The organism is Methylobacterium radiodurans, assembly GCF_003173735.1.
Taxonomy (GTDB): domain Bacteria; phylum Pseudomonadota; class Alphaproteobacteria; order Rhizobiales; family Beijerinckiaceae; genus Methylobacterium; species Methylobacterium radiodurans.
The window spans coordinates 1,093,035-1,117,105 of sequence record NZ_CP029551.1; the positions used below are offsets into that span (position 1 = coordinate 1,093,035).

The following is a 24,071-nucleotide window of genomic DNA, read 5'->3' on the forward strand; positions in this document are numbered from 1 at the left end:
GCCGCCACGGCGGGGCGGGGGCGTTTGCGGGACGTGGCTACTATCGCCCGCAACGTCACTAGGACGACTTCGAAGCCGCCGCCTGCCAGACTTGCTCTCGGCTTGCTTCGGCGCTCTGAAGCTCGCGCTTCGGCCCTGCGCCCGGGGCCTGCGCGGGCGGTGCTGGAGGCAGTCGGACCGATTAGTCGGTAGGCTGCCGCCTCGGGCGGAGGCGTTGCCGCGATCAACTGCGGACGGCTGCCGATCGAGACGACCGCCACCTTGAACGCCAAGCCCCGGCATCGGCGGCACACCTTTGCGCCCGCGGGATCGAAGGCATCTGCGTTCTTTAACGCGACCGACGAAAGCGAGGTTGCGCTTTCAAGCGGCTGCAGGTGCGTGGCGCTCCCGAGTGGTGCCGTATTCCAATTGTTTCGAGATTCGGAGAACCGATGCAGCGGACGGATGCTGTCCTGATCGAGGCAACGCGGTGGATGCATTGGTTGCCGGGCTGGGCACAGAGTATCGCCCTGGTTCTCGGCTGCTTTGCCGTCGTGCTGCCCCTTCATCAGATCGCGTATCGTTTTCTGACACGGGCGTTTCAAGGTCGCAGCCTGTTCTGGCGCTCCCTCGTCGGACGGACGCAAGGTCCCACACGGCTCGGCCTCATCATCGTCGCGGTCGGTGCCGCGTCGGCGATCGCGCCGGTGTCGCGGGAAGTCCGGGTTCTGGTGAACCACACCCTGCTCGTAGGTCTCGTCGCACTCGCCGGTTGGTGCTGCTCGATCGCGATCCATATCTCGACGGTGATCTACCTGCGCCGATTCAAACTCGACGCGGAAGACAATCTGCTCGCGCGGAAGCACTTCACTCAGATGCGCATTCTGGAACGCGCAGCCGTGACTCTCGTGGCTCTGGTGACGCTGGCGATATGTCTGATGACGTTCGAGCCTGTACGGCAATACGGCGTCAGTCTCCTCGCCTCGGCCGGAGCCGCCGGGTTGATCCTCGGCCTCGCGATGCAGCCAGTCCTCTCGAACCTCGTCGCCGGCATCCAGATCGCGATCACGCAGCCGATCAAGATAGAGGATGCGGTCATCGTGGAGAACGAATGGGGCTGGGTCGAGGAGATCAACTCGACATATGTCGTCGTACGACTCTGGGACTGGCGGCGGCTCGTTGTTCCGTTGACCTATTTCATTCAGAAGCCATTTCAAAATTGGACGCGCGAAGGCTCGTCGCTCATCGGCAGCGTCTTCCTCTATGTTGATCATACGACGCCGATCGCGGCCATGCGGTCGAAGCTTGCGGAGATCGCCGCGCAGTCGAGTCTGTGGGACCGCAAAGTCGTCAATCTCCAGGTTTCGGACATGCGGGAGAACGTGATCGAGGTCCGAATGCTGGTGAGCGCCCGCAATGCTTCGCAGGCTTGGGATCTGCGATGCGAAGTCCGCGAGAAGATGGTCGGCTTCCTGCAAACCGAGCTTCCCGGCGCACTGCCGCGACTTCGGACGGAATGGCTCCGGACCGAACGTGACCCCGCGCCGCGGTCCGGCGTGCGCGCCCTTGCATCGTGACGGCACGCCGGAAATGCATGTCGGCTTCAGCACAGCAATTGGCCGAACCCGCCGCCGTTACTCGTTCCAAGAGGGTGAAGATCGGAAGCCGGACTATCCGGATCACCCACCGTGACTCGGGCTGTCCGAATTTCGGTGTGGGATCTCGCTGCTGGGTGCCGCGGCTAGGGCGGGATTTGACAGGTGGACGGAGCGCAGACGCGCTCGCACCGTGTAGACGATATCCGTCCCCTACAATTGTCTGGATGAGGAATTCCTTGCGATCGACGAGCCTCATCTTGTCCAATCAGCGGTGCGCACTGCCAACGCCAATGCACCGCGGACCGACGGAAAGGACCTATGGCAGGCTGAGCTGCATGATGCCGTCGAGTGGCGCTTCGCACATCCTCGGAGACCCGACGCCTGCTCCCGCCTGCCGTGACCTAGCCGGCCTCGCCGCTTCATCAACGACGCGGCCCGAACGGTTGCTGTTCCAGGTGCGTTGCGTGCCTGCAGCCACGCCTCTGCAGGTGCCGCTCGCGAGGAGGTTGCGCTGATCGACTGGATCGTGACCGCGATCGAGCGGACCGGCTATCTCGGCGTCTTCCTGCTGATGCTGATCGACAACGTCTTTCCGCCGATCCCATCCGAGGTGATCATGCCGCTGGCAGGCTTTGCCGCGGCGCGCGGCCAACTCTGCCTCGTCGGCGTGTTCCTCGCCGGCACGGCCGGATCGCTCTCCGGCGCGCTGGTCTGGTACGGCGTGGGGCGCTGGCTCGGACACGAGCGCTTGCGACACTTCGCGGCCCGGCACGGGCGCTGGCTCACCCTGAGCCCGGCGGAGGTCGATCGGGCCGGCGCCTGGTTCGCCCGGCGCGGCGGCGTCACCGTCCTGCTCGGGCGCGTCGTACCGGGCGTGCGCAGCCTGATCTCGGTGCCGGCTGGGGTGGCCGGTATGCCACTCACGCCCTTTCTGGCCTACTCGGCTCTCGGCACGATCGTCTGGACCGGGCTGCTGACGGCGGCCGGCTACGGGCTTGGCGAGAATTACCGCAGCGTGAGCCGCCTCATCGAGCCGTTCGGCAACGGCGTGCTGGTCCTGGCGCTCGTGCTCTACCTCTACCGTGTCGCCACCTACGGACGCCGGAGCGGCGTTCGGGGCTGAGACGCGGCAGAAACAGTCCTTTGCCAGCGTCATCGCGCGACGCTCCCTTCAGCGGAACGCGAACAGGCTGGCCGTGACATGCCGTAGAGGAGTTCGCGTGAAACGCTTTCTGATCCTGGTTGCCGTCGCGGTCATGGCAACCCTCCCGGCCCTCCTGCTGCGCACGACGGGCTGGCGGCCCAGCCCGCTCCTTGATGCCGCCGCCTTCGGCAGCGCCATCCTGGCGGCGGGCTTCCTGCTGTCTTGGGGAGCGGAGACGGCCGAGCAGCATATCGCGCAAGGCCTGATCCTGGCCGTGGTCGCCTTGGTGACCGTGCTGCCGGAATACGCGGTCGATCTCTACTACGCCTACAAGGCCGGGATCGAGGGTCCGGGGTCGCAATACGTTCATTATGCCGCCGCCAACATGACCGGCGCCAACCGATTGCTCGTCGGCCTAGCCTGGCCCCTGATGGTTTTCCTGCATTGGACGAAGGACCGGCACCGCGCGGTCGATCTCGCCCCTGTCAATGCGGTCGAGATCGGCTTCCTGCTGGTTGCCAGCCTCTACGCCTTCGTCATCCTGTTCAAGCGCAGCATCTCCGTCGTGGATTTCGTCGTGCTCGCCGGCATCTTTGCGGCCTACGTCTGGCGCGTGCGCAACCTGCCAAAAAGCGACAACCCGGACGAGACGGAGGAGCCGGGGCCGGCTGCTGCTCTGAACACCTTGTCTCCCGGCCGGCAATGGGCCGCGATCGGAACTCTCGTGGCTGTGGCTTGCGGCGTCATCCTCGCCTCGGCCGAACCCTTCGCTGAGGCCATGGTGGGCGCCGGCCGGGCGATCGGACTCAACGAGTTCCTGCTGATCCAGTGGCTGGCGCCCCTGGCCAGCGAGGCGCCAGCGATTTCGGTGGCGGTGCTGTTCGTGCTGGCCAACCGTGCCGGCGACGGGCTGATCGCCATGATCAGCGACAAGATCAATCAGTGGACGCTGCTCGTCGGCATGCTGCCGCTCGCCCTGAGCGTCGGCGCGGGCGCGATGAGCCCCCTGCCGCTCGACGCGCGCCAGGGCGAGGAGTTCTTCCTAACGGCAGCGCAGTCGCTGCTCGGCATCGCGCTCCTGCTGCGCCTGCGCCTCGGCCTCTGGTCCGCGCTGACGCTGGCGGGGCTGTTTGCCGTGCAGGTCGGGCTGGCCTTCGTCTACCGCAACGACGAGGCGCGCACGATCGCGACGCTGACTTGGCTCGCCTGGGTCTATCTCGGCCTTGCCGGCGTACTGTTCCTGATCAACGGACGCCGCCTTGTGGCCTTGGCGCGCACCGTTCTCACCGGTCAGCCGTCCGAGGATCTCTCGGATGGAACACGAACCGACCCGGAGCCACCGGCAGACGAGAGCAGAGTCCCGTCTACGGCTCGCTGATCGGCACGGTTTGGACGGAGCCGAGAACTCCGCCCAGTGCCGCCGACCTACTTGCTCGGCATGATCTTTCCGTCCGCCCCGATCCTAATCTCCTGCGACTGGCTGCCGGTCATGACCGTAATCTTGTACTGCACGCTGCTGGTCTCACGCTCGATCTCCGCTTCGGCCGCCTTGCCGCCTGCCTTCTGCTCGGCGGTCGCGACCGCCTGCCTCAGGCTCGTGGGGGCGTTCTGCACGTCGGAGGGCTTCAAGCGGATGAAGTAGCTCTCGATCGGATGGTTGTCGCTCTTGGTCACCTGCCCCGTGGTCGCGTCGATGTGGTAGTCGGTGAGCTTACCATCGCTGCCGAGCACCTTGATTTCAAAGTACGGCTTGCCGTTCCTGCTCTCGAAGTCGGCCTCGATCGCGCGACCAAGTCCCTTGCTCTCGGCCGTGTCGAGAGTCTGTGCGAGCGAGACCTTGGCGGTCTGCAGACCTTCGTGCTCACGCTCCTTGTGACCGGTCGTGCCGTGGGCGGGTTGCGCAGCACCCGAAGGAGCGGCCGCAAGGGCTGGCGCCTGTGTGGACGGGCTCGTCTGGGCAACAGCAAAGCTGGTCAGGAGGAGGAAGGGTGCGAGGGGAGGGGCGATCCGGGACATGGCGTCTCCTGCAAGATGATGGACAGCCGCAAAGCTGTGCGGCCTCAACGCTGGAGACGCCTTGCGTGAAGCGCCCGCCAGCCGCTCGGCGCGGTGCTCGCGCCGGAATAGCCGATGTCCTAGGTCTGAATCGGTACCGCAGGGCCGAGCCCCGTGCGGTCAAGCGTGGCATCGTGGCCGCCGCAGGTCGGATCTGGAACGCACAAAGCGGAGGAGGGTTCATACGCGGACACCATAAAGCGCAGCCCGCGCCCCGTTGCAGCGCCACGATGCAACGGGCTGCCATCCGAGGACCAAACGCGCCGATGCATCATCCGTCCCATACGGCATCGGTCGCGCTCACGGGCGGGGCGAAGCTGCTGCAGCCAAGCCTGACCTGCTGGCGCGTCGAGCGCGCAGCCCGCTTTGCCCCGATCGTCGATGCCGCCGCCTACTTCGCGCATCTGCGCTGCGCCCTTCTGCGCGCCCGCCACGCAGTTTTGTTCATCGGCTGGGAGTTCGACACCCGCATCAAGCTTGACCCCGACCACCCGTTGCCGGGTCTGCCAGAGGAACTCGGCCCTTTCCTGTCGGAACTCGGCCGGCGCAGGCCGGAGCTGAGTATCCGCGTGCTGCAGTGGAATTTAGGAGTCCTCGGCACGCTGGCGCGCGGCACGACGCCGCTCTACCTCCTGAACTGGATGCGGGCCCGCGGCTTCGAGTTCAGGCTCGACAATGCTCACCCGCCCGGAGCCTCGCATCACCAGAAGATCGTGGTGATCGACGACGCGCTCGCTTTCTGCGGCGGCATCGACATGACAGACGACCGCTGGGACACTCGCGACCATGCCGACCAGGACATGCGCCGGGTGCGCCCGTCAGGACGCGCATACGCGCCGTTCCACGACGCCGCGGTCGCGGTCGACGGCGCTGCCGCCGCCGCTCTCGGTGTCCTGGCCCGTGAGCGCTGGCATCGCGCCACTGGCGAACGCGTCGCGCCGCCGAGGCCCCCTACACATGATCCCTGGCCCGACGGGCTGAGGCCACTTCTGCGCGACATGCAGGTGGGGATCGCCCGGACCGCGCCGTCCTTTCGCGGTCGCCCCAACGTGCAAGAGATCGAGCAACTCTACCTCGCCGCCATCGCGGCCGCGCGACACACGATCTATATTGAGAGTCAGTACTTCGCCGCACGCTGCATTGCCGAGGCCATGGCATCCCGTCTCAGGGAGCCGGACGGGCCGGAGATCGTCGTGATCAATCCCGAGCGTGCCATGGGCTGGCTCGAGGAAGCGGCCATGGGGCGGGGACGCGGCCGTGTTCTGGCGCATATCCGCGGCGCGGATCGCTTCGGACGATTTCGCATCTATCGTCCGGTGACCGCAGCCGGGCAGCCGATCTATGTACATGCCAAGGTGCTGATCGTCGACGACTGCCTGCTGAAGATCGGCTCATCCAACCTGAACAACCGCTCGATGGGCCTCGACACCGAGTGCGATCTGGCAGTCGAAGCCATGCCTGGCCATGCGACCGATCGATCCGTAGCGGCAGAGATTCTCGGCTTGCGCGACGCGCTTCTCGGCGAGCACCTCGGCATTCCACCGGACGATATCGCCCGCACCCTGGCGCGCACGGGTTCGCTGATTGCGGCGATCGAGTCTCTCCGCAGCGACACTGGGCGTACATTGATTCCCTTGGACGCATCAGCCGCAGGAGCCGTGCTGCCGTTGAGCGAGAGCGAACTTCTCGACCCCGAGCAGCCCGAGCCGGTATGGAGAGCCGTGCTGCACGCGCTCGCCGATCGGCGTCGCCGTCGTGCGCATCCGCTGCACCGCGGAGCCGAACGAGCGGGCGTCTCAAGCGAATGACTCTCCTCTGATCTTCAGCAGGTCGACTGTGCGCCTGTTGAGGTCGTCGAGCGCCGCGATCACCTTCAGGTTGGATTGGTAGGCACCCATCGCCACGCGCGACCCGGCGAATACCGTCACAGGATTGACGCTGGGCGGCGCGAGATTGCCCTGCTCGATGTGCCTGCTCCCGGGAGCTGGATTTCCGTTGACGATCTGCTGAACGGTCTGCCGATCGTCTCCGCCAACGATGCAGCCGTGCCCCTCGCGGTCGCACTCGCCGGTACTGAGGAGGCCTTCGTCGCTCGCTTGAATGCCGCGGCGTGGCGGCTCGGAATGAGTATGACGCATGACGAGAACGTATGGGACGATCCAGGGCCGTCCCACCATGCGACAGCGAGCGACCTCCTGTGACTGGCCCCCGCTTTGAAGCGGGGATGGGACCGAGACCGGAAAAGGCTCTGCCACGGCTCGGTCACGAAGCAGTGATATGGCCCTTCCGACGATCTGCGGATGGAGCAAGGAAGGGCGGCGTGGTGTGGGTCAGACGACTGGCCGCCATGGGGATCGGTCTTCTTCCGGCTTGGCAGGATGCGACTGCACAGGATTTCGCCGAGGCCTCGTCCGAGTCTCTCCGCATTGCGACCGAAGTACCTTTCGTCCGCAACCTGCGTGGTGCTGGCGGGGACCCTCAGACGTCCGTGGCTCAGCCCGATACGTCCGCCAAGCCGTCAGCGAACCTGACGACCTCGGTCCAGGAACTGCTCGGTCCCTATGGGGACCCCGGCGGATACCGAAGCTTCCTTCAGCGGAACGGCATCAGCTACAGCCTGACCTACATCGGCGAGAGCTTCGCCAACGTCGCCGGCGGCTCTCGCCGGGGCGGCGTCGCCGAGGGACGCCTCGACCTGCAGTTCGACGCCGATCTCGAAGAGCTGCTGGATTGGCAGGGTGCACGCATCCATGCCAATCTCTACCAGATCCATGGTACCGGCCTGTCGCGCTACTTCGTCAACAACTTCATCACGGTCAGCGCCATCGAGGCGCTGCCTTCGTCGCGTCTCTACGAACTCTGGTTCGAGCAGCGTTGGTTCGACGACCGGTTCAGCCTCCGGATCGGTCAACTCGCCAGCGATACGGAGTTCGCCGTCAGCCAGACCGGCACGCTCTTCGTCAACTCGACATTCGGATGGCCCAACATCATGGCCGTCGTCCTGCCGAGCGGTGGCCCCATCTATCCGCTCGCCACACCGGCCGTTCGGGCCAAGTACGTGCCCGACAAGAGCTTCTCGCTGCAGATCGGCGTGTTCGACGGCGATCCGGCCGGTGGCGCTCGGGTCGGGAACGACCTCGATCCCCAGCGGCGCAACCGGACGGGCACGAGCTTCCGCACGAACGATCCGGCCCTGGTCGTCGCGGAGGCGGCCTACGCCTACGGTCTCGAAGCGCACGACGACATCGAGCCCGGCACGTTCACGCTGGGCGGCTGGTACCACTTCGGCCGTTTCAACGACCTTCGAAAAGACGAGCAGCGCCGCCCGCTCGTCGATCCAGCCGGCACTGGGGTCGGCCGCTTCTATCGTGGGGACAGCGGCATCTATGCAATGATCGACCAGACCGTGTACCGCGAACCGGACGATCCGAATGATGGCGCGTCCGTGTTCGTGCGGGTGTCGTCCTCGCCGACCGACCGCAATCTGCTCGACTTCTACGTCGATGCTGGTATCGGCTACAAGGGCCTGCTGCCGGGCCGGTCAGACGACACGATGGGCGTGGCATTCGCGCTTTCGCAGGTCTCGCGCAGCACGTGTGGCTTCGATACGGACTCGATCCTCCTGGCAGGCTTGCCGGGTCCGCGCCGCAGCAGCGAGGCGGTGCTGGAGTTGACGTATCAAGCGGTGCTCGCCCCAGGCGTCACGCTGCAGCCCGACTTCCAATACGTCTTCCGACCGGGTGGCGGCATCGCCGACCCCCGCGACACGGACGGCGACAGAATCCACAACGCGGCTGTGTTCGGACTGCGCGCAACGATCCGCTACTAAACGTGCGCACGCGGCCTCCTGATGCCGGAAACGCGGATCGTTTCAGCTACGCTCGGAGCGGTCGGGAGGTCGTCGCAGACGGAATGGTATCGAAACGCTCAATCGGGTGAGGTCTTCGCCCGGCCCGATGACTGGCATGCGCCGCCGACGTACCGCCACCGGTGTGATCGCACTGTCGGTCGCCGATCCAGCCTCGACCCTGTCTCCGGACGAGAATGATCAAACATCTAGGGCGCGGATCCGGGCTTCCACCAAATCATATTGGTGCCTCGACCCTTTCCGGACCGAACAAGGTGCGTGTGATTGGCTTGCACTCCTGATTCGCTATCAAGCTCATGTATTAAGGCTCATTTCCATAAATGATATCTTCCTTATGATGGCCGTGCACTGCACGTGGAGCATAGATGCTGGTGCGATCTCGATGGAGATATATTTTGAGCCGCTGCCGGGCATGATGCCGAATTTTGATGTTAGCTCAGGCCGAGTCCGCGGATGAGCAGGACGCTGATGGCGAGCAGGACGAGGAGCGATCCGGTCACCGCGAGCGTGACGCGGGCGCCGACCCGGGCGAGCACGCGCACGTCGACGCCGAGGCCGAGCGCGGCCATCGACACCACGGTGAGAAAGCCCGCCAGCTTCGAGATCGGCGCCACCGACGCGTCCGGCACCAGGGCACCAAGATTATGGATTAGGAGCCTCTCAGAGAGGCGATTGCGCAAATCGCATACAACGTCGACCAAATTGTCTGATTTTAGACCAGGGCGATCCAGAGAATCGGTCGGGGACAAAGGAAGTCAGGATGAAGCGTGGCTAGAAGGCGAGCACGAAGCAAGTAGTTCTGAAGCTGTCGCGGATCGAGGCGCCGACGTCATCGTCCGACTGTTGGTATCGATGCAGCGGTCATCGCGCAATCCGCTTGCGGCGTGCCCGGTTGACGGCACCGGACGGCCCCAGATCGTCCTGGGTCCGGGGGGCGCTTGGGCGCACCGCACCACTACGTCAAACCTCAGAGGTTCTCGCCCTCAAGGTCGACCAGACCGCACGTTGACCTGAACAAGGCCGCGCTTCGCGCGATTGTCGAGATACAGGTCTGGCCCGGCGGAGTCCTCAGTGGTCATGGGTGCGACCGCAGCGCACGAGATCCACGACCGCATATAGGCTGCGCTGCGTCGGAACCTGCACGGTGTCGTGCAGCATCCCGTCGATGCGGCGCACAAGGTCAAGAACCCCAGGGTCCGTATGATTTGGGGTGCCCGTTGCCCTCGCTGATCGGTCGTTCGGAGCAAGGGTCGTGAATAGCGTGACGGTGGACAGGACCGGTATGGCACTGCACTTGGAGTGCAGCCGATCGGAAACGTGGAATCAATCATGTATTTCGATTGTCAGGACGGTCCAGAGCGCCTTCCGGATGGTTCTGCCAACACTATTGGTCGGTAGGATTTCGACGCTGCGAATCTCGGCAGGCTAATTGGCTCAGAGCGAATGTGTGGGAAGGCAGCCTCTGCAAGGGTTTCAGAGTCAGTGGGTGGCTGCGTCGAGAGGATTGGACTGCGGACATCGTTCCTGCAACTGCCGGACCGATGCGGCCCCGCGGAATCTTGCGGCCGAAGCCACGCCTGACAACGGATCCGAAGAAGCCTGGGAGCGGTAACCCATCTTCTCTCGATCTCGGTCGACCGTGTCCATCGACGTCGCGCCTCGGTTCCGCTCGAAACAGGCCGTGGATGCGACCGACTCGGCACCATCGATCTATGTCGTCAAGTGAAGCGTTCGAACTTTGACACGATCGAGCCACGCGCGAGGCAAGACGCGACGCTAGCTAGATTTCGGCGCACGGCTCGCCATGCAACTGCGGTCAGTCTGGGATCGTGCAAGTCGCTTGAAGATGAAGATCCGAGCGGGACTGTGCGAGCGAGGGTCGGGCGCGACATTAATAGACAAACGCATATGGCAAAGATTTGCTTGGAGGCCTGTGAAGTTGAATAAGTCCTTTCCTGAAAATTCGGCAATCCGGGTATCACTTGCCGTGGCGCTTTCTGCATTGGCCGGAGCGTCGGACTCGATCGGATTTCTGGAGCATTCCCAGCTTTTTATGTCGTTCATGAGCGGCAACACGACGCGTTTCGGCGTGTCGGCTAGTTTGTTCGACTGGGTAGGCGTGACAAGGTTTGGCAGCACCATTGCCTTGTTCTGTTTCGGGGCGTTCTCCGGCACATTGCTGGCGGCATGGTCGGGACAATGGCGCCTCTCGGTGCTTCTGAGCGTACAGGCCTTCCTCTTCGCGATCGGCAACCTGCTTCCGGAGGGGCCCGAGGCGTTCCCGCTGCATGCCTACCCGGTGGTCTTCGCTCTGGGCATACTGAATGCGACGCTTCAGGACGAGGGTGGACGAAGCATCGCTCTCACCTACGTCACGGGCACCGTGGTGCGGTTTGGAACCGGCCTCGCGAACATGGTCTTGCACAAGCCCGCCCCGTCGTTCTGGATCCAGGCGCCTCTCTGGGTCGGTCTGACCTCCGGTGCGGTCGCCGGAGGCTTCCTCCAGTCTTCCCTAGGCCCCCAGGCGTTTCTCGTTCCCGCCGCCTTTTCCGGAGCGCTGGCGGTGATCGCCTTCGGCCTGACGGTCGCTCTTCCAGGAAGCTCCTACGTTTCGAGCGAATGGTCGGCTCAGCCCGATGCCCATCCGGACGCGCCGGCTACGGTCAGACCTTGAAGGTGCGCGGCGGTCGTTCCATGGTTGCGGCGCCGTGCGCGCGGATCGAGGGCATGTCCGCTGGGAATCGCTACCAGCCGCGACCGCGCCGATCAGGCGGATCTCGCAATTCGGCGAACGTCCAGCACGTCGACGATCCTAGGGTCGACGCTGACGGCCCGATGAACGCTCAGGCACCACGCGTTCGTATCGATATCGGGGCGATCGTCCATCGTCGTTTCGTGTGCGCTATTGCCGGCCGACCGCGGCACGCACCACGCGCGGCGACGGGCAGGTGGTCTCCACGGGGCCGTCGGGCGCGGTTGCCGCGCCTGTTCTTCAGCCATTCGCGTTTCGGCGTCGAGCTGCGCGGCGTTTACGCAACTTGCACCGGACCGCCTCGGCTCCTTCCGGAGCCGCGCGATCGGCAGCGCTGAAAGCCTTGGCCGGCGGCGCGGACCTCGACGACGCAACGCGCCGCCGGCAGCCCGCGCCGTCTGTCGAGAGTCGGAATCCGGTGCGGGCTTCGGATGCGGGCGGCGGACGCCGAGGCCGCCTCGTCCCTCGCGCGATGGATTTCCGGCCCTCCGTCCGCGCGCCGCGGCAGCGCCGCCCCGGGCCGGCTCCGGTGCTTCCATGGGCGGGAGACCAATCCCATGCGCGAGGAGCGGCGGAACTTCCTTGTTGCCGCGACCGGAGAACAAGCCGCGGCGGGCGAGCTCGGTGGCCGACGCGCAGGCGTCGGCCACCGGATGCGCCGTGCTTCCGGCGGATCGACGGAGCGGACGACCACGTCCGAGAGCGGTCGGATGCAGAGGCTCACAGGTGTGATTGCGTTTCGTCGGGCCGGCAACCGAATACGGCTGCGGCTGCGGCTGCGACCATGCGCGCGCCGTCGACCGAAAGATGGTGCGCGTCGAAATAGAGCGGTCGGTTCCCGCTGACGATGGCGCAGGTCTTGTCCGTGCAGAGGGTCTCGCTGGGGCGCACGATCTCCACGCCCGCTTCGACGAGCATCTGCCGGGCCAGCTCGAGATACGCGGTGGCATGATCGACGGCCTTTGGACAGATGCCGGCGACCGGTGACAGCGGCTTGGTCCGGGAAAGATTGGCGAGGCGGTGAGGCACGTCGAAGTCGTTCGCCGGCACCGCATCGATCAGGATGACGCGCCGCCCGTCCTCTCGCAGCGATCTGACGGCGTTGAGGAGGCCGTCGTCCAAATCGTCCAGCTCCGCGTAGGTTCGGTTTGCCCAGAAACCGACGATGAAGACGGTACGGACCTGCGGCTGGTTGCCGAGCCATCCCAGGACAGCTCGATTGTGCTCCGCGCATCCAGGGAGTTCCGGCAGATCGACCAGCAGGAAAGGCGGACATTTCGATGCGGTCAGCTGCGCGAGGGACGTCCCGTTGTGGGCAGCATGCTCTGCCAGCGCGTATGAGAGTTCCACCCCGTGACTGTCGCCCCACACAGCATAGGTCGGAACGGTGTTCGGCGTACCGAGTGCGCAGGGTTCCACCTGTCCCACGATCCGTCCGACGGCGCCGTGGCAGGCTTCCCGGAGCGGGCTGAAACCGCCGGCGGCCGCATCGAAGGCCACGACTTCCGGAGCGAAGCGTCCCGGCCAGCCGTCCAGGAGGCGCAACGCGGCCGATCCAACGAACAGGACCGAGGATGCCACGGCGACATGGCCGAGAAGTCGGCCGCGTCGGATCGTACGGGGCGAACGGAACGGGCGTTCGACGAAGCGCCACGACAGGAAGGCCGCCACGACCATCGCGCAGAGCGCGCCGACCTGAGCCGCCCCTTGCAGCGGGCGGTCGAGGACGTAGCGGGCGAATACGATGATCGGCCAGTGCCAGAGATAGAGGGAATACGAAAGCAGCCCTACGAAGACCGCCGGCCGCCACCCGAGCGCTCGGCCGACGGGCGTGCCGGGTGCCGCGTGGATGACGAGCGCCGTGCCCAGTACCGGATAGAGCGCATTGAGGCCCGGGAACGGCGTGTCCTGCGTGAACCCGAATGCGGCGTAGAGGATCAGGCCCAGACCCGCCGCCGCCGCTGCGAGCCGCACGCTCGGGCGGCTGATGCTCGGCACGGCGCCGATCGCCAGCAGCGAGCCGGTCAGCAGTTCCCAAGCACGGGTCGGCAACATGTAGAAGGTGAAGTTCGGATGGTCGGCGAGAAGCGCGATGCCGAGGACGAGCGAAGCGAGCGCGAGTGTCCACACGACCGCGGCACGCCGGTTCGATCCGAAGGCGTGCAGCGCCGCGAGCAGCAGCGGGAAGGCAAGGTAGAACTGCTCCTCCACGGCAAGCGACCATGTGTGCAGCAAGGGCAAGGTATGGACGTCGCTGGCGAAATAGCCGGCCTCCTGGGCGAACAGCACGTTGGAGCCGAAGAGGAGCGTGGCCCAGATGGTGCGCGGCACGGGTCGAAGGTGCGACGGCAGAAGCACGAAGGCGGACAACACCAGCACGACGGCGAGAACCGCGATCAGAGCGGGCAGGATGCGACGTGCCCTTCTTTCGTAGAAGGTTAGAAGGGAGAACCGGCCCTCGTCGATCTGGCGCGCGACGATCGACGTGATGAGGAAACCGGAGATGACGAAGAAGATGTCCACGCCGACATAGCCTCCCGCCAACCAGGGAACGCCGAGATGGAAGAGGACGACCAGGCTGACCGCGAGTGCGCGCAACCCATCCAGGTCGGACCGGTACTCGATATCCATTCCTGTCACCTGGCCTTCGTCTGCCGCCGATGTCGGACTTCGGATCCTCGAATTCTCCGTCAGGCCGCCTTGGTTGTTCGCCGCCGTTCTCGCGCGGCGATGGTATCGAGCGGTTTTTCTCGATCGACGGGCGTGAACTTCATGCTGAATTCTTCATCTGTCCGGCATGCGAGCATGTCGACGGCCCTTCGCGCGAGAAACTGCGTGATATCGGACTCTTCCGATCTCGGCCGGCACGATCCATCCCGAGCGCGATCAAGGTGGCGATCGAGGCGCAGGCGCCCCGAATCCGATGTTGCGTGACGTCGCGGCAATGAAGTTTGATCGTGGTCAAATCGAGCGCACGAGTTCCTCCCTGCTCGGCATGGCGAACGTTGCGGCCGTCGACGGATCGTCCGACGATGGCGGCGCGCGGGGAGCGTCACATCATGAGGCACGGGCAGATCCGCCGGGGCCTGTACGTCGAGGTGCCGGTCGGATTGCCGGAACGTCGCTGATCCGGACGTGCTCGACGTCGCCACGTGACCGAACCGCCGAGATCCGCCTCGATGCGGCCTCCGCCGACCTGCCGCTCCCGCCTCCGACCGCCAGTCGCCATGCCTCGAGGTCGGACCGGTCGGCGCCGCGGCCGTCTCGAGGGCCGTTCGTCCGGACCGAAGACGCGGCGATCCGACGCCGTTCGTCACGGAAGCGCCGACACGCAGGCGCCGAGATGCGAAGCGCCGGACGTGCCCCGAGCATGCCCGGCTCGAATCCGGTACGCCGTCCACCCCACCGTCACAGGAAGGCGCTGGCTCGCACCGCGGCCGCGCGAGGCATCGGGAAGGCCTCGCGCGGAACTTCATTCCGATGGTCTCGCCGTCCTGCGGTGGTTTGAATGCGAGGTCGGCACGCGAACCGATCAGGGCGAGGCTGCTCGGCAACAGAAAGCGGATGGCCGGACGGCCAAGATGTGATATGGACGCCGCGTCATGTCGGCGACCCGGTCCCTTTGGCGCGAACTCCTCACGATCGTCCAGGTCGTGATGTTTGCCGCCTTCTCGATGGCGGGCGCGGGTCATGCGCATGCAGGCGCCAGCCACGCCGGCTATCCGAAGGTGGCTGTGGTCGACCATTCCGACAAATCGGATGCCGAGCTGTCGCGCGGCCTGTCAGACGACGTGGAACAACGGGACAACGGCGACGCATCGGCCGCACAATGCGGGATGAGCTGCTGCTGCCAAGCCTCGCTCGCGCGCTGGTATTGTGCGGCCGTGCCCGTCTCCTGGCGTCTGGAGCGGACCTTGGCCGGGATCCGCGTCGTCGCGTTTGACAGCGTGAGTCCCGAGACGCTACCCGAGCCCCCTCGAACCTTCGCCTGAGGTCCGCGCTTCGACGCGCGTTCCGAGCGGTCGCCTGCGGAAGGTCGCCGCCGGCCTCCCATATCGCGAAGGCTTGATTCTCCATGCGTTCACTCTCCGCCTCCGCTCTGCGGATGGCCGTCCTGACGCTCGCCCTTTGGGCTTGCGCGCCGACGACTTCCTTCTCCCACGAAGGTCACGACCACGGCAGCGAAGCACAGGGTCCGCCGATGTCGACCGCGCCGCGCGGTACATCCAGCACGGATGCCCTCGAACTGGTGGCGATCGCCCGCGGCGGGCGGCTGGCGGTCTTCCTCGACCGCGCGGGCACGAACGAGCCGGTGACGGACGCCGCCGTGCAGGCGGAGACGCCCGAAGGACCGGCCGCCGGCACGCCGATGCCGGACGGCAGCTACGCGTTCGACGCTCCCTGGAGCGCCCATCCCGGCGAGCACGAGGTGCTGTTCACCGTGACGGCCGCCGGTGCCGCCGACATGTTTCCGGTCACGCTGGTCGTTCCGGAGCCGCAACCGGCGCCCCAGGCGGCGGGCGCTTCCGCCTGGACGATCGGCCTCGCGGCGGCCCACGACTTCCGGCGCCACCTCAAGGAGGCTGATCCGCTCCCGCTGGCGATCGGGGGAATCGGCTTTCTCCTGGGCATCGCCGTCACGCTTCTGATGCGTGGACGGCGCTACCTGCCCGCCACCGCCCTGGTCGCGCTCGTCGTTGCCCTCGCATTCGCGCCCCGTGCCTTCGCGGACGAAGGCCATGGCGGGACCGGCGCACCTGCGCCCCAGATTCTTCAGATGGCGGCGCCGAGCTCCCAGGACCTGGCGCGACGCCAGCCGGACGGATCGATCTTCGTGCCGAAGCCGACGCAGCGTGTCCTCGCGGTCAGGACCGTGGTGATCGCCTCCGATACCCTCCGTCGGACGATCGAACTCCCGGGCCGCATCGTTCCCGATCCGAGCGCCAGCGGCGTGGTCCAGTCCTCGGTCGGCGGCCGCCTTTCCCCTCCGGAGTCCGGAATCTTCCCACGGCTCGGCACGAAGGTGCGGAAGGGAGAGGTGCTGGCCTACGTGACGCCCCCGGTGCAGGCGGTGGACGTCTCCGACATGCGCCAGCGCCAGGGCGAGCTCGACCAGCAGATCGTGATCGTCGAGCGGCGGGTCGAGCGCTACCGCAAGCTCGCGCCAGGTGGTGCCGTCTCGCAGGTTCAGCTCGAGGACGCCCAGGCCGAGCTGAAAGGCCTGCTCGACCGCCGCTCGGCCCTCGACAACATCCGCCAGCAGCCCGAGGCGCTCAAGGCACCGGTCGACGGAGTCATCGCGGAGGCGAACGCGGTCGCCGGCCAGATGGCGAGCCCCGGCGTGCAGGTCTTCCAGATCGTCGATCCGACGCGCCTCTGGGTCGAGGCCCTGAGCTTCGACGCGCTGGCCGGCGGGCAGGACGCCACCGCACGCATGGCGAGCGGCCGGATGCTCCGTCTTGCCTACATGGGCGCGGGACTGGCCGACCGCAGCCAGGCCGTTCCCTTGCATTTCGCGGTGCAGGGCGCGCCGCCGGAACTGCGCACCGGGCAGTTCGTCACGGTGCTGGCCGCGACCGACGCGCAGCAGGCGGGATTGTCGCTGCCGCGCATGAGCGTGGTCCGCGGCGGAAACGGACAGAACATCGTCTACGAGCACACCGCCCCCGAGCGCTTCCAACCGCGCGAGGTGCGCGTCGAGCCCCTCGACGCAGGCCACGTTCTGGTCGTGTCCGGACTGGTGCCGGGCAAGCGGATCGTGACCCAGGGTGCCGAACTCCTCAACCAGGTCCGCTGAGGAGAGGCGCCCGATGTTCACCCTCCTCGTCACGCAGTCGCTGCGCAACCGCCTGCTCGTGCTGGCGCTCGCGGCCGTGCTCGTCCTCTACGGATCCTTCGTCGTGACGAAGCTGCCGGTGGACGTCTTCCCCGACCTCAACCGGCCGACCGTCACCATCATGACCGAGGCGGAGGGCCTCGCGCCCCAGGAGGTCGAGCAGCTCGTCACCTTCCCCCTCGAGACGCAGATGAACGGCCTGCCCGGCGTCACCCGCGTCCGCTCGGTCTCGGGTGTCGGCCTCTCGGTGATCTACGTCGAGTTCGACTGGGGCACCGACATCTACCGCAACCGCCAGCAGGTCTCAGAGAGGCTTGCGATGGTGCGGCCGCAACTGCCCCTGACCGTGAATCCGATGATGGGCCCGGTCTCCTCGATCATGGGCCAGATCGTCATGGTGGCGTTGAGCGGCGGCTCGGTCTCGCCGATGCAACTGCGAGAACTGGCCGACTTCACCATCCGCCCGCGCCTGCTCGCGATCCCCGGCGTCGCGCAGGTGATCCCGATGGGCGGCGAGGTGCGTCAGTTCCGGGTGGCGCCCCAGCCCACGGCGCTCCGTGCGCTCGGCATCACGCACATCCAACTGGAGACGGCGCTCGCGCAGTTCGGCACGAATACCGGCGGCGGCTTCACCGACCAGTATGCACGCGAGTACCTGATCCGGAACCTCGGCCGGACCATGAACCTCGACGACCTGCGCAACATGGTCGTGGCCACGGTCAACAACCGACCGGTCTACCTTCGGCAGGTGGCCGAGGTCTCCTTCGCCGCCCGGGTGAAGCGGGGCGATGCGGGCTACATGGGCGCGCCGGCCGTCGTCGTCTCGGTGGAGAAGCAGCCGGGCGTCGATACGGTCCGCCTCACCCGCGAGGTCGAAGCGGCGCTCAAGGACATCACCGCCAGCCTGAACGCCTGCGGCGCCGGTGCGGGAAAGACCGGGGCCTCGTCCCTGACGGAGCCGGCCAGCGAGGCCTGCGCGTTCAAGGGCGTACGCGCGGACCAACTGATCTTCCGGCAGGCCAATTTCATCGAAACCTCGATCCGCAACGTCGAGACCGTGCTGATGGAGGCGGTCGTCGTCGTCGCGGTCGTGCTGTTCGCCTTCCTGCTCAACGTGCGCACCACCGCGATCTCGCTGACCGCGATCCCGGTCTCGATCCTCGCCACCGCCATCGTGTTCCACCTCGCGGGGCTCTCCATCAACACGATGACGCTCGGCGGGCTCGCCATCGCCATCGGCGAGCTCGTCGACGACGCCGTGGTCGACGTGGAGAATATCTTTCGCAGGCTCGGCGAGAACCGGCGGGCCGGCAATCCGCGCTCGGTCTTCGAGGTGGTGGTCTCCGCCTCGAACGAGGTGCGCTCCGGCATCGTCTACGCGACGATGGTGATCGTGCTGGTCTTCGTGCCGCTCTTCGCGCTGTCGGGCATCGAGGGCCGGCTCTTCGCGCCTCTGGGACAAGCCTACATCGTCTCGATCCTGGCGAGCCTCCTCGTCTCGATCACCCTGACGCCGGTGCTGGCCTACTACCTGCTGCCGGGCCTGAAGCGGCTGGAGGAGCACGAGAGCGGGCTCGTGCGCGTGCTCAAGCGCGCCAATGCCGCGTTGCTGCGCGGCCTGCTCGGGCACGCCCGGCTGGTGATGGCGGTCGCGGGCCTTGGGGTGGCGGTGGCGGGGATCGCGGCATCCTTCCTGCCTCGGACGTTCCTGCCGCCCTTCAACGAGGGCTCCTTCACGGTCAACATGACCTTCAATCCCGGCATCTCGCTGGCCGAGAGCAACCGCATCGGACTCGTCGCCGAGCGCCTGCTCCTGGAGATGCCGGACGTGAAATCCATCGGGCGTCGCACCGGCCGGGCCGAGCTCGACGAGCATGCCGAGGGCGTGCATTCCTCCGACTTGGAGGTCGACCTGAAGCCGGGCGCCCGGCCCAAACCCGAGCTCGTCGCCGACATCCGCGGGCGGCTCGCGGTGCTCCCCGTCAACGTGAACGTCGGCCAGCCGATCTCGCACCGGCTCGACCACATGCTGTCCGGCGTGCGCGCCGAGATCGCGCTGAAGATCTTCGGCGAGGACCTCGACACCCTACGCGCCCTCGCCGAGGACCTGCGGCAGCGCATGGCCGAGATCCCCGGCCTCGCCGACCTCCAGGTCGAGAAGCAGGTGCTGATCCCGCAACTCGAGATCCGCGTCGACTACGCGCGGGCCGCCCTCTACGGCGTGCAGCCCGCCGCCCTGGTCGAGCAGTTGAGCCGCCTGTCCAACGGGCAGGTGGTCTCGCGGGTGGTGGACGGCTATCGCCGCTTCGACGTCGTGATGCGCCTCTCCGACACCATGCGCACCACGCAGCGCCTCGGCGACCTCCTCGTCGAGACGCCGTCCGGCTGGGTGCCGGCGCGGCAGATCGCCGACATCCGCGAGACGGACGGGCCGAACCAGATCCTGCGCGAGAACGCCCGCCGCCGCATCGTCGTGCAGGCCAACACGCAGACCGGGTCCGACATGGGCAGGATCGTCCAGGCCATCCAGGAGAAGGTCGCCACGACGAACCTACCCAACGGCTACACCACCAGCCTCGAGGGCTCCTTCCAGGCGCAAGCGGAGGCGAGCCGGACCATCGGCCTGCTCTCGCTCCTTTCGCTCGCGCTGGTCTTCGCGCTGCTCTACAGCCGCTACCGCTCGGTGGTGTTCACGCTCATCATCCTCGGCAGCATTCCGCTGGCGCTGATCGGCTCGGTGGCGGCCCTGAAGATCGCCGGGCAGCCGCTCTCGGTGGCCTCGATGATCGGCTTCATCACGCTCACCGGCATCGCCACCCGCAACGGCATCCTGAAGATCAGCCACTACCTGAACCTCGCGATCCACGACGGGCTCCCCTTCGGTCGGGAACTCGTGATCCGCGGCAGCCTGGAGCGGCTGGCGCCGGTGCTGATGACGGCGCTCTCGGCCGGCGTCGCCCTGGTGCCGCTGCTGATCGGGGCCGACGCGCCGGGCAAGGAGATCCTCCACCCGGTGGCGGTGACGATCTTCGGCGGGCTGATCAGCGCAACGCTCCTCGACACGGTCCTGACGCCGGTCCTGTTCCTGACCTTCGGTCGCAAGCCGCTCGAACGGCTGCGAACCGATGCTCTACGCCATTCGGAGGTCTCTCCCGACACTCCGGGTAGCACGCCGGTCGAGGCGTTCTGAGGCCAACTCAACCAACCGAGAAAGGACATCACCATGCGCTCTGCATTTCGCATCGCGGCCGTCGCCATGGCCCTGGCCACCGCGTCGCCGTCGCTCGCCGCAGGCCCGAACGGCGGTCAGACCACGGTCTCCGACGGCCATCCCATCGAGTTCGTCGCCTCCGAGAGCGGCGTCACGTTCTTCCTGACCGGCGAGGACGGGAAGCCGGTCGACACGGCTGGCCTCACGGCGAAGGCCTTCGTACAGGCCGGAAGCAAGACCGAGACGCTGACTCTGAAGCCCGCCGCCCCGAACAGGCTCGTCGGCGACCTGAAGGCTCCGCTGGCCGCGGGCGCGAAGGTCGTGCTCTCCGCCAAGGTGCATGGACACACCATCCAGGCGCGCTTCGAGAAGCAGTAGGCCGGTCCGCCGACCCGAGCCGCGCCGGATCACCTGCCCGGCTCGTCATATGAACCGTCGAAGCCGACGAATTGGGCAAGAGTTCATGGTTTTGCGTCGATCTTTCCGGGAGTGCGAGAAATCGCTCTGCGCACGATCCGCGGCGTTCGGGCTCGCGTCGGTCGCAGCCGCGTCCCTCTCGCCGGCCTCGGCCGAGACGCTGGAAAGCGCGATGGCCAAGGCCTACGGCGGCAACCCCCAGTTGAACGCCAGCCGGGCGCTCACCCGCGTGCGCGACGAGGACGTCGCCATCGCCCAGTCGGGCTATCGCCCGACCGCGTCGATGAACGTGCAGGCCGGCGTCACCCAGCAGGAGGGCAGCCTCGAAGGGGGCACCCGGCAGCAGCTCCTGAAGCCGGCCTCGGCGGGCCTCGTCGTCAACCAGACCCTGTTCAACGGCTTCCAGACCGACAACAACACCCGGCGCGCCGAGTTCGGCGTGTACAGCCAGCGCGAGACGCTGCGATTCACCGAGATGTCGGTGCTGTTCAACGCCGTGCAGGCGTACATGAACGTCCTATCGGACACCGCGACGCTGGAGCTGCGGCGCAACAACGTCGAGGTGCTCGAGGAGCAGCTCCGTCAGACCCGCGACCGCTTCAACGTCGGCGAGGTGACGCGCACCGACGTCGCCCAGGCCGAGGCCCGCCTCGCGGGCGCCCGCGCCGACGTGAGCGCCGCCGAATCGGCTCTGCGCACCTCGATCGGCATCTACCGCCAGAACATCGGCGTCGAGCCGCGCCAGCTCGCCCCCGGCCGCCCGCTCGACCGCTACGTGCCGGCGAGCCTCGACCAGGCGGTCGCCGTCGGCCTCAAGGAGCACCCGCAGATCCTCTCGGCCTTCCACGCGGTCGACGCGGCCGAGGCCCAGGTGAAGGTGTTCGAGGGCACCCTCTACCCGACGCTCAGCGTGCAGGGCCAAGTGCAGCAGGCCTACGACCAGCAGCTCGCCAACACGAGCGGCTACGCGGCCTCGATCCTCGGCCGCCTGACCATCCCGCTCTACCAGGGCGGCCAGGAATACGCGCAGATCCGCCAGGCCAAGGAGCAGGTCGGGCAGCGCCGCATCGAGGCGGAGCAGGTCCGGGATCAGGTCCGGGCCCAGATCGTCGATTTCTGGGGACGGCTCGAGGCGGCCAAGGCCCGCGTGATCGCCTCCCAGGCGCAGGTCCAGGCGAACGAGGTGGCGCTGAACGGCGTGCGCGAGGAAGCGCGCGTCGGCCAGCGCACCACCCTCGACGTGCTGAACGCGCAGCAGGAACTGCTCAACGCCCGCGTGAACCTGATCACGGCGCAGCGCGACCGCGTGATCTTCTCCTACGGCGTCGTGCAGGCGATCGGCCGGCTGACGGTGCGCTTCACCGCCGTGCCGGTGGCGGCCTACAGCCCGAAGGCGCATTTCGACCAGGTCAAGGATCTCTGGTTCGGAGTGCGCACCGCTGACGGTCGCTGACGGGTTGCACGCCGCATCGGCACCCCGGCGCTCCGCCTAGGCGAAGCGTCCCAGAAGCATCAGCAATCCCACCAGGGCGGCGACGATGATCCCCGCCTTGAGAAGATCGCGGCCCGCCGCCTTCCGGATGTGCGGCCGGGCTCGTCTCCTGCCGCGAGGACTCGAGCCCCATTCCAGCTGCTCGCGAGCGAGCTTCTTTCCCGCCATGGCCGGAGGATCTCAGACGGGAAGCTTGGCTGCTTCCGCTGCCAAAGACTCGTCCTCGATCTGGACGGTGACGTGCTCGATGCCGTGCCGCTCCTTCATCAGGGAGCGGACCGCCCTGATGACGCCGGGGGCATCGGCGGTATCGTCCACGACCACATGGCCGCTCATCGCATCGAACCCGGAAGTCAGCGTCCAGGCATGCAGGTCGTAGACGCGCCGCACGCCCGGCATCACCTCGATCTCGGCCTTCAGGTCCGCGAGGTCGACACCCGGCGGCGTGCCTTCCAGCAGGATGTGCAGCGCCTCGTTGAGGAGCCGCCAGGTGCGCGGCACGATGAACAGGCCGATGCCGGCGCCGACGAGCGGATCGATCCAGCGCCAGCCCGTCGCCATCACCAGAAGGGCCGCGACGATGACGCCGACCGAGCCCAGCATGTCGGAGAACACCTCGAAGTAGGCGCCCTTGACGTTGAGGCTCTCGGACGAGCCGCCGGAAAGCAGCTTCATGCTGGCGAGGTTCACGCCGAGGCCGACGAGCGCCACCAGCATCATCGGCCAGCCGAGGATCTCGTTGGGCTCGACGAAGCGCCTGTAGGCCTCGTAGAGGATGTAGGCCGTCACCCCGAGCAGCACGACGGCGTTGGCGAGCGCCGCGAGGATCTCGAAGCGCATGTAGCCGAAGCTCTTTCCCGGCGTGGGCGCCTTGGCGGCGTAGTGGATGGCGAGCAGGGCCAGGGCGAGGCCGCCCGCGTCCGTGACCATGTGCGCGGCGTCGGCCAGCAGCGCGAGGCTGCCCGTCAGCAGACCGCCCACGACCTCGGCCAGCATGTAGGTCAGCGTCAGCCCCAGTGCCCAGGCAAGCCGACCCTTGTTCCTCGCCGCGGCCGAGCCCGATGGGATGCCTCCTCCATGGGAATGTCCGCGGGCGCCCCCGTGCGAGTGTCCCTGACCCATGATCCGATTCCCATCCGTTGTGATGTCTATGCAGCCCTCGACCTCATCGATCGGCCGAGCCGAACAGGTCGGCCACGTGCGCGCCCGCGACGTGTCCCGTCTGGCCCCGATGGCTGTCCGAGCATGCCGCGTAGCCGGGGCCGTAGGCGGCCATGACGAGCTCACGCCGTCCGTCCGGGATCGCGCGGCTGGCCAGGAGCGCCCGCCCGCCGGGCCAGAGCTCGGCATCGGCAGACGGTCCCCGCTCGGGTTCGCCGTAGCGGCGCACGCCCTCCTCGCGGATGGCCCGGCGCGCCTGCGCCAGTTCCTCCCCGCCCAGCGGCATGCCGACCCAGACCACCTGCTGCAGCCCTTCGTCCCTGCAGACCACCAGGACCACCAGCGCTGTTCCGGGCCCGACCGCCGGTCCCCAGCCTTGCGGGTAGTACAAGGCGGTCAGGTTGGCCTCGCGGTCGGCCTTCAGCGGACGCGGCACTTGGTCGATCGGACCCCAGGCGAGGCCGAACGGCGCCTCCGAGGATCGAATCTCCGCCGCATACCCCGCTGACGTCGAAGCGAGGAAGGCCAGCACGACTACCCATGCCGATCGGCGCATCT

Annotated in this window: 16 protein-coding genes and 1 pseudogene; 12 read left to right on the top strand and 5 right to left on the bottom strand. The window is 66.9% G+C overall.

What is annotated here, in order from left to right; all coding sequences use genetic code 11:
• Nucleotides 1-431 precede the first annotated feature (431 nt).
• The 3 genes from DK427_RS04850 (at nucleotide 432) to DK427_RS04860 (ending at nucleotide 4,099) form a co-directional block, all read left to right on the top strand.
• Nucleotides 432-1,556 carry a mechanosensitive ion channel family protein gene (locus DK427_RS04850; RefSeq protein WP_109950278.1) on the top strand — a complete coding sequence of 375 codons (1,125 nt, stop codon included), beginning with the start codon at nucleotides 432-434 and terminating at the stop codon, nucleotides 1,554-1,556.
• Between the two features lie 547 nt (nucleotides 1,557-2,103).
• Nucleotides 2,104-2,700: a DedA family protein gene (locus DK427_RS04855; RefSeq protein WP_244612549.1), complete on the top strand. Its 597-nt coding sequence runs from the start codon at nucleotides 2,104-2,106 to the stop codon at nucleotides 2,698-2,700.
• A 97-nt stretch (nucleotides 2,701-2,797) separates the two neighbouring features.
• Nucleotides 2,798-4,099, top strand: a complete 1,302-nt coding sequence (locus DK427_RS04860) for a sodium:proton exchanger (RefSeq protein WP_109950279.1) — start codon at nucleotides 2,798-2,800, stop codon at nucleotides 4,097-4,099.
• Between the two features lie 47 nt (nucleotides 4,100-4,146).
• Here DK427_RS04860 and DK427_RS04865 read toward each other — a convergent pair whose 3' ends face one another.
• On the bottom strand, nucleotides 4,147-4,737 hold the full coding sequence (locus DK427_RS04865; RefSeq protein ID WP_109950280.1) for a PepSY domain-containing protein: 591 nt from the start codon (nucleotides 4,735-4,737) through the stop codon (nucleotides 4,147-4,149).
• 305 nt (nucleotides 4,738-5,042) lie between these two features.
• Between DK427_RS04865 and DK427_RS04870 the strand changes: the two genes are divergently transcribed.
• From DK427_RS04870 to DK427_RS04880, 3 genes are all read left to right on the top strand, one after another.
• Entirely contained in the window at nucleotides 5,043-6,584 is a 1,542-nt protein-coding gene (locus DK427_RS04870) for a phospholipase D-like domain-containing protein (protein WP_109950281.1), read from the top strand.
• A 159-nt stretch (nucleotides 6,585-6,743) separates the two neighbouring features.
• On the top strand, nucleotides 6,744-6,977 hold the full coding sequence (locus DK427_RS04875; protein ID WP_245930953.1) for a D-alanyl-D-alanine carboxypeptidase family protein: 234 nt from the start codon (nucleotides 6,744-6,746) through the stop codon (nucleotides 6,975-6,977).
• Between the two features lie 146 nt (nucleotides 6,978-7,123).
• A complete protein-coding gene (locus tag DK427_RS04880) occupies nucleotides 7,124-8,605 on the top strand; it encodes a carbohydrate porin (protein ID WP_109950283.1) in 1,482 nt (493 codons plus the stop codon).
• A gap of 470 nt (nucleotides 8,606-9,075) precedes the next feature.
• On the opposite strand, the pseudogene DK427_RS04885 reads toward DK427_RS04880, so the two are convergent.
• A pseudogene (locus DK427_RS04885) lies at nucleotides 9,076-9,294 on the bottom strand (putative sulfate exporter family transporter); the annotation flags it as partial.
• Between the two features lie 1,289 nt (nucleotides 9,295-10,583).
• Between DK427_RS04885 and DK427_RS04890 the strand changes: the two are divergent.
• Complete coding sequence (locus DK427_RS04890) at nucleotides 10,584-11,318, top strand: YoaK family protein (protein WP_245930804.1); 735 nt, start codon at nucleotides 10,584-10,586, stop codon at nucleotides 11,316-11,318.
• A gap of 798 nt (nucleotides 11,319-12,116) precedes the next feature.
• Here DK427_RS04890 and DK427_RS04895 read toward each other — a convergent pair.
• The gene (locus DK427_RS04895; RefSeq protein ID WP_109950285.1) at nucleotides 12,117-14,027 is read right to left on the bottom strand and encodes an acyltransferase family protein; all 1,911 of its coding nucleotides are present in this window, start codon (nucleotides 14,025-14,027) and stop codon (nucleotides 12,117-12,119) included.
• Nucleotides 14,028-14,998: 971 nt separating this feature from the next.
• On the opposite strand from DK427_RS04895, the gene DK427_RS04900 reads away from it, so the two are divergent.
• The 5 genes from DK427_RS04900 to DK427_RS04920 all read left to right on the top strand — a co-directional run bounded on the left by DK427_RS04900 (nucleotide 14,999) and on the right by DK427_RS04920 (nucleotide 22,313).
• The gene (locus tag DK427_RS04900; protein WP_109950286.1) at nucleotides 14,999-15,388 is read left to right on the top strand and encodes a hypothetical protein; all 390 of its coding nucleotides are present in this window, start codon (nucleotides 14,999-15,001) and stop codon (nucleotides 15,386-15,388) included.
• A gap of 83 nt (nucleotides 15,389-15,471) precedes the next feature.
• A complete protein-coding gene (locus tag DK427_RS04905) occupies nucleotides 15,472-17,193 on the top strand; it encodes an efflux RND transporter periplasmic adaptor subunit (RefSeq protein ID WP_109950287.1) in 1,722 nt (573 codons plus the stop codon).
• A gap of 13 nt (nucleotides 17,194-17,206) precedes the next feature.
• Nucleotides 17,207-20,422: an efflux RND transporter permease subunit gene (locus tag DK427_RS04910; protein WP_109950288.1), complete on the top strand. Its 3,216-nt coding sequence runs from the start codon at nucleotides 17,207-17,209 to the stop codon at nucleotides 20,420-20,422.
• A gap of 33 nt (nucleotides 20,423-20,455) precedes the next feature.
• Nucleotides 20,456-20,821: a hypothetical protein gene (locus DK427_RS04915; protein WP_109950289.1), complete on the top strand. Its 366-nt coding sequence runs from the start codon at nucleotides 20,456-20,458 to the stop codon at nucleotides 20,819-20,821.
• Between the two features lie 85 nt (nucleotides 20,822-20,906).
• Entirely contained in the window at nucleotides 20,907-22,313 is a 1,407-nt protein-coding gene (locus DK427_RS04920; RefSeq protein WP_109950290.1) for a TolC family outer membrane protein, read from the top strand.
• A gap of 219 nt (nucleotides 22,314-22,532) precedes the next feature.
• On the opposite strand, the gene DK427_RS04925 is transcribed toward DK427_RS04920, so the two are convergent.
• Together DK427_RS04925 and DK427_RS04930 are read right to left on the bottom strand one after the other, a co-directional pair.
• The gene (locus DK427_RS04925) at nucleotides 22,533-23,474 is read right to left on the bottom strand and encodes a cation diffusion facilitator family transporter (RefSeq protein WP_109950291.1); all 942 of its coding nucleotides are present in this window, start codon (nucleotides 23,472-23,474) and stop codon (nucleotides 22,533-22,535) included.
• A gap of 43 nt (nucleotides 23,475-23,517) precedes the next feature.
• A complete protein-coding gene (locus DK427_RS04930; RefSeq protein WP_109950292.1) occupies nucleotides 23,518-24,069 on the bottom strand; it encodes a threonyl-trna synthetase in 552 nt (183 codons plus the stop codon).
• Nucleotides 24,070-24,071: the final 2 nt, after the last annotated feature.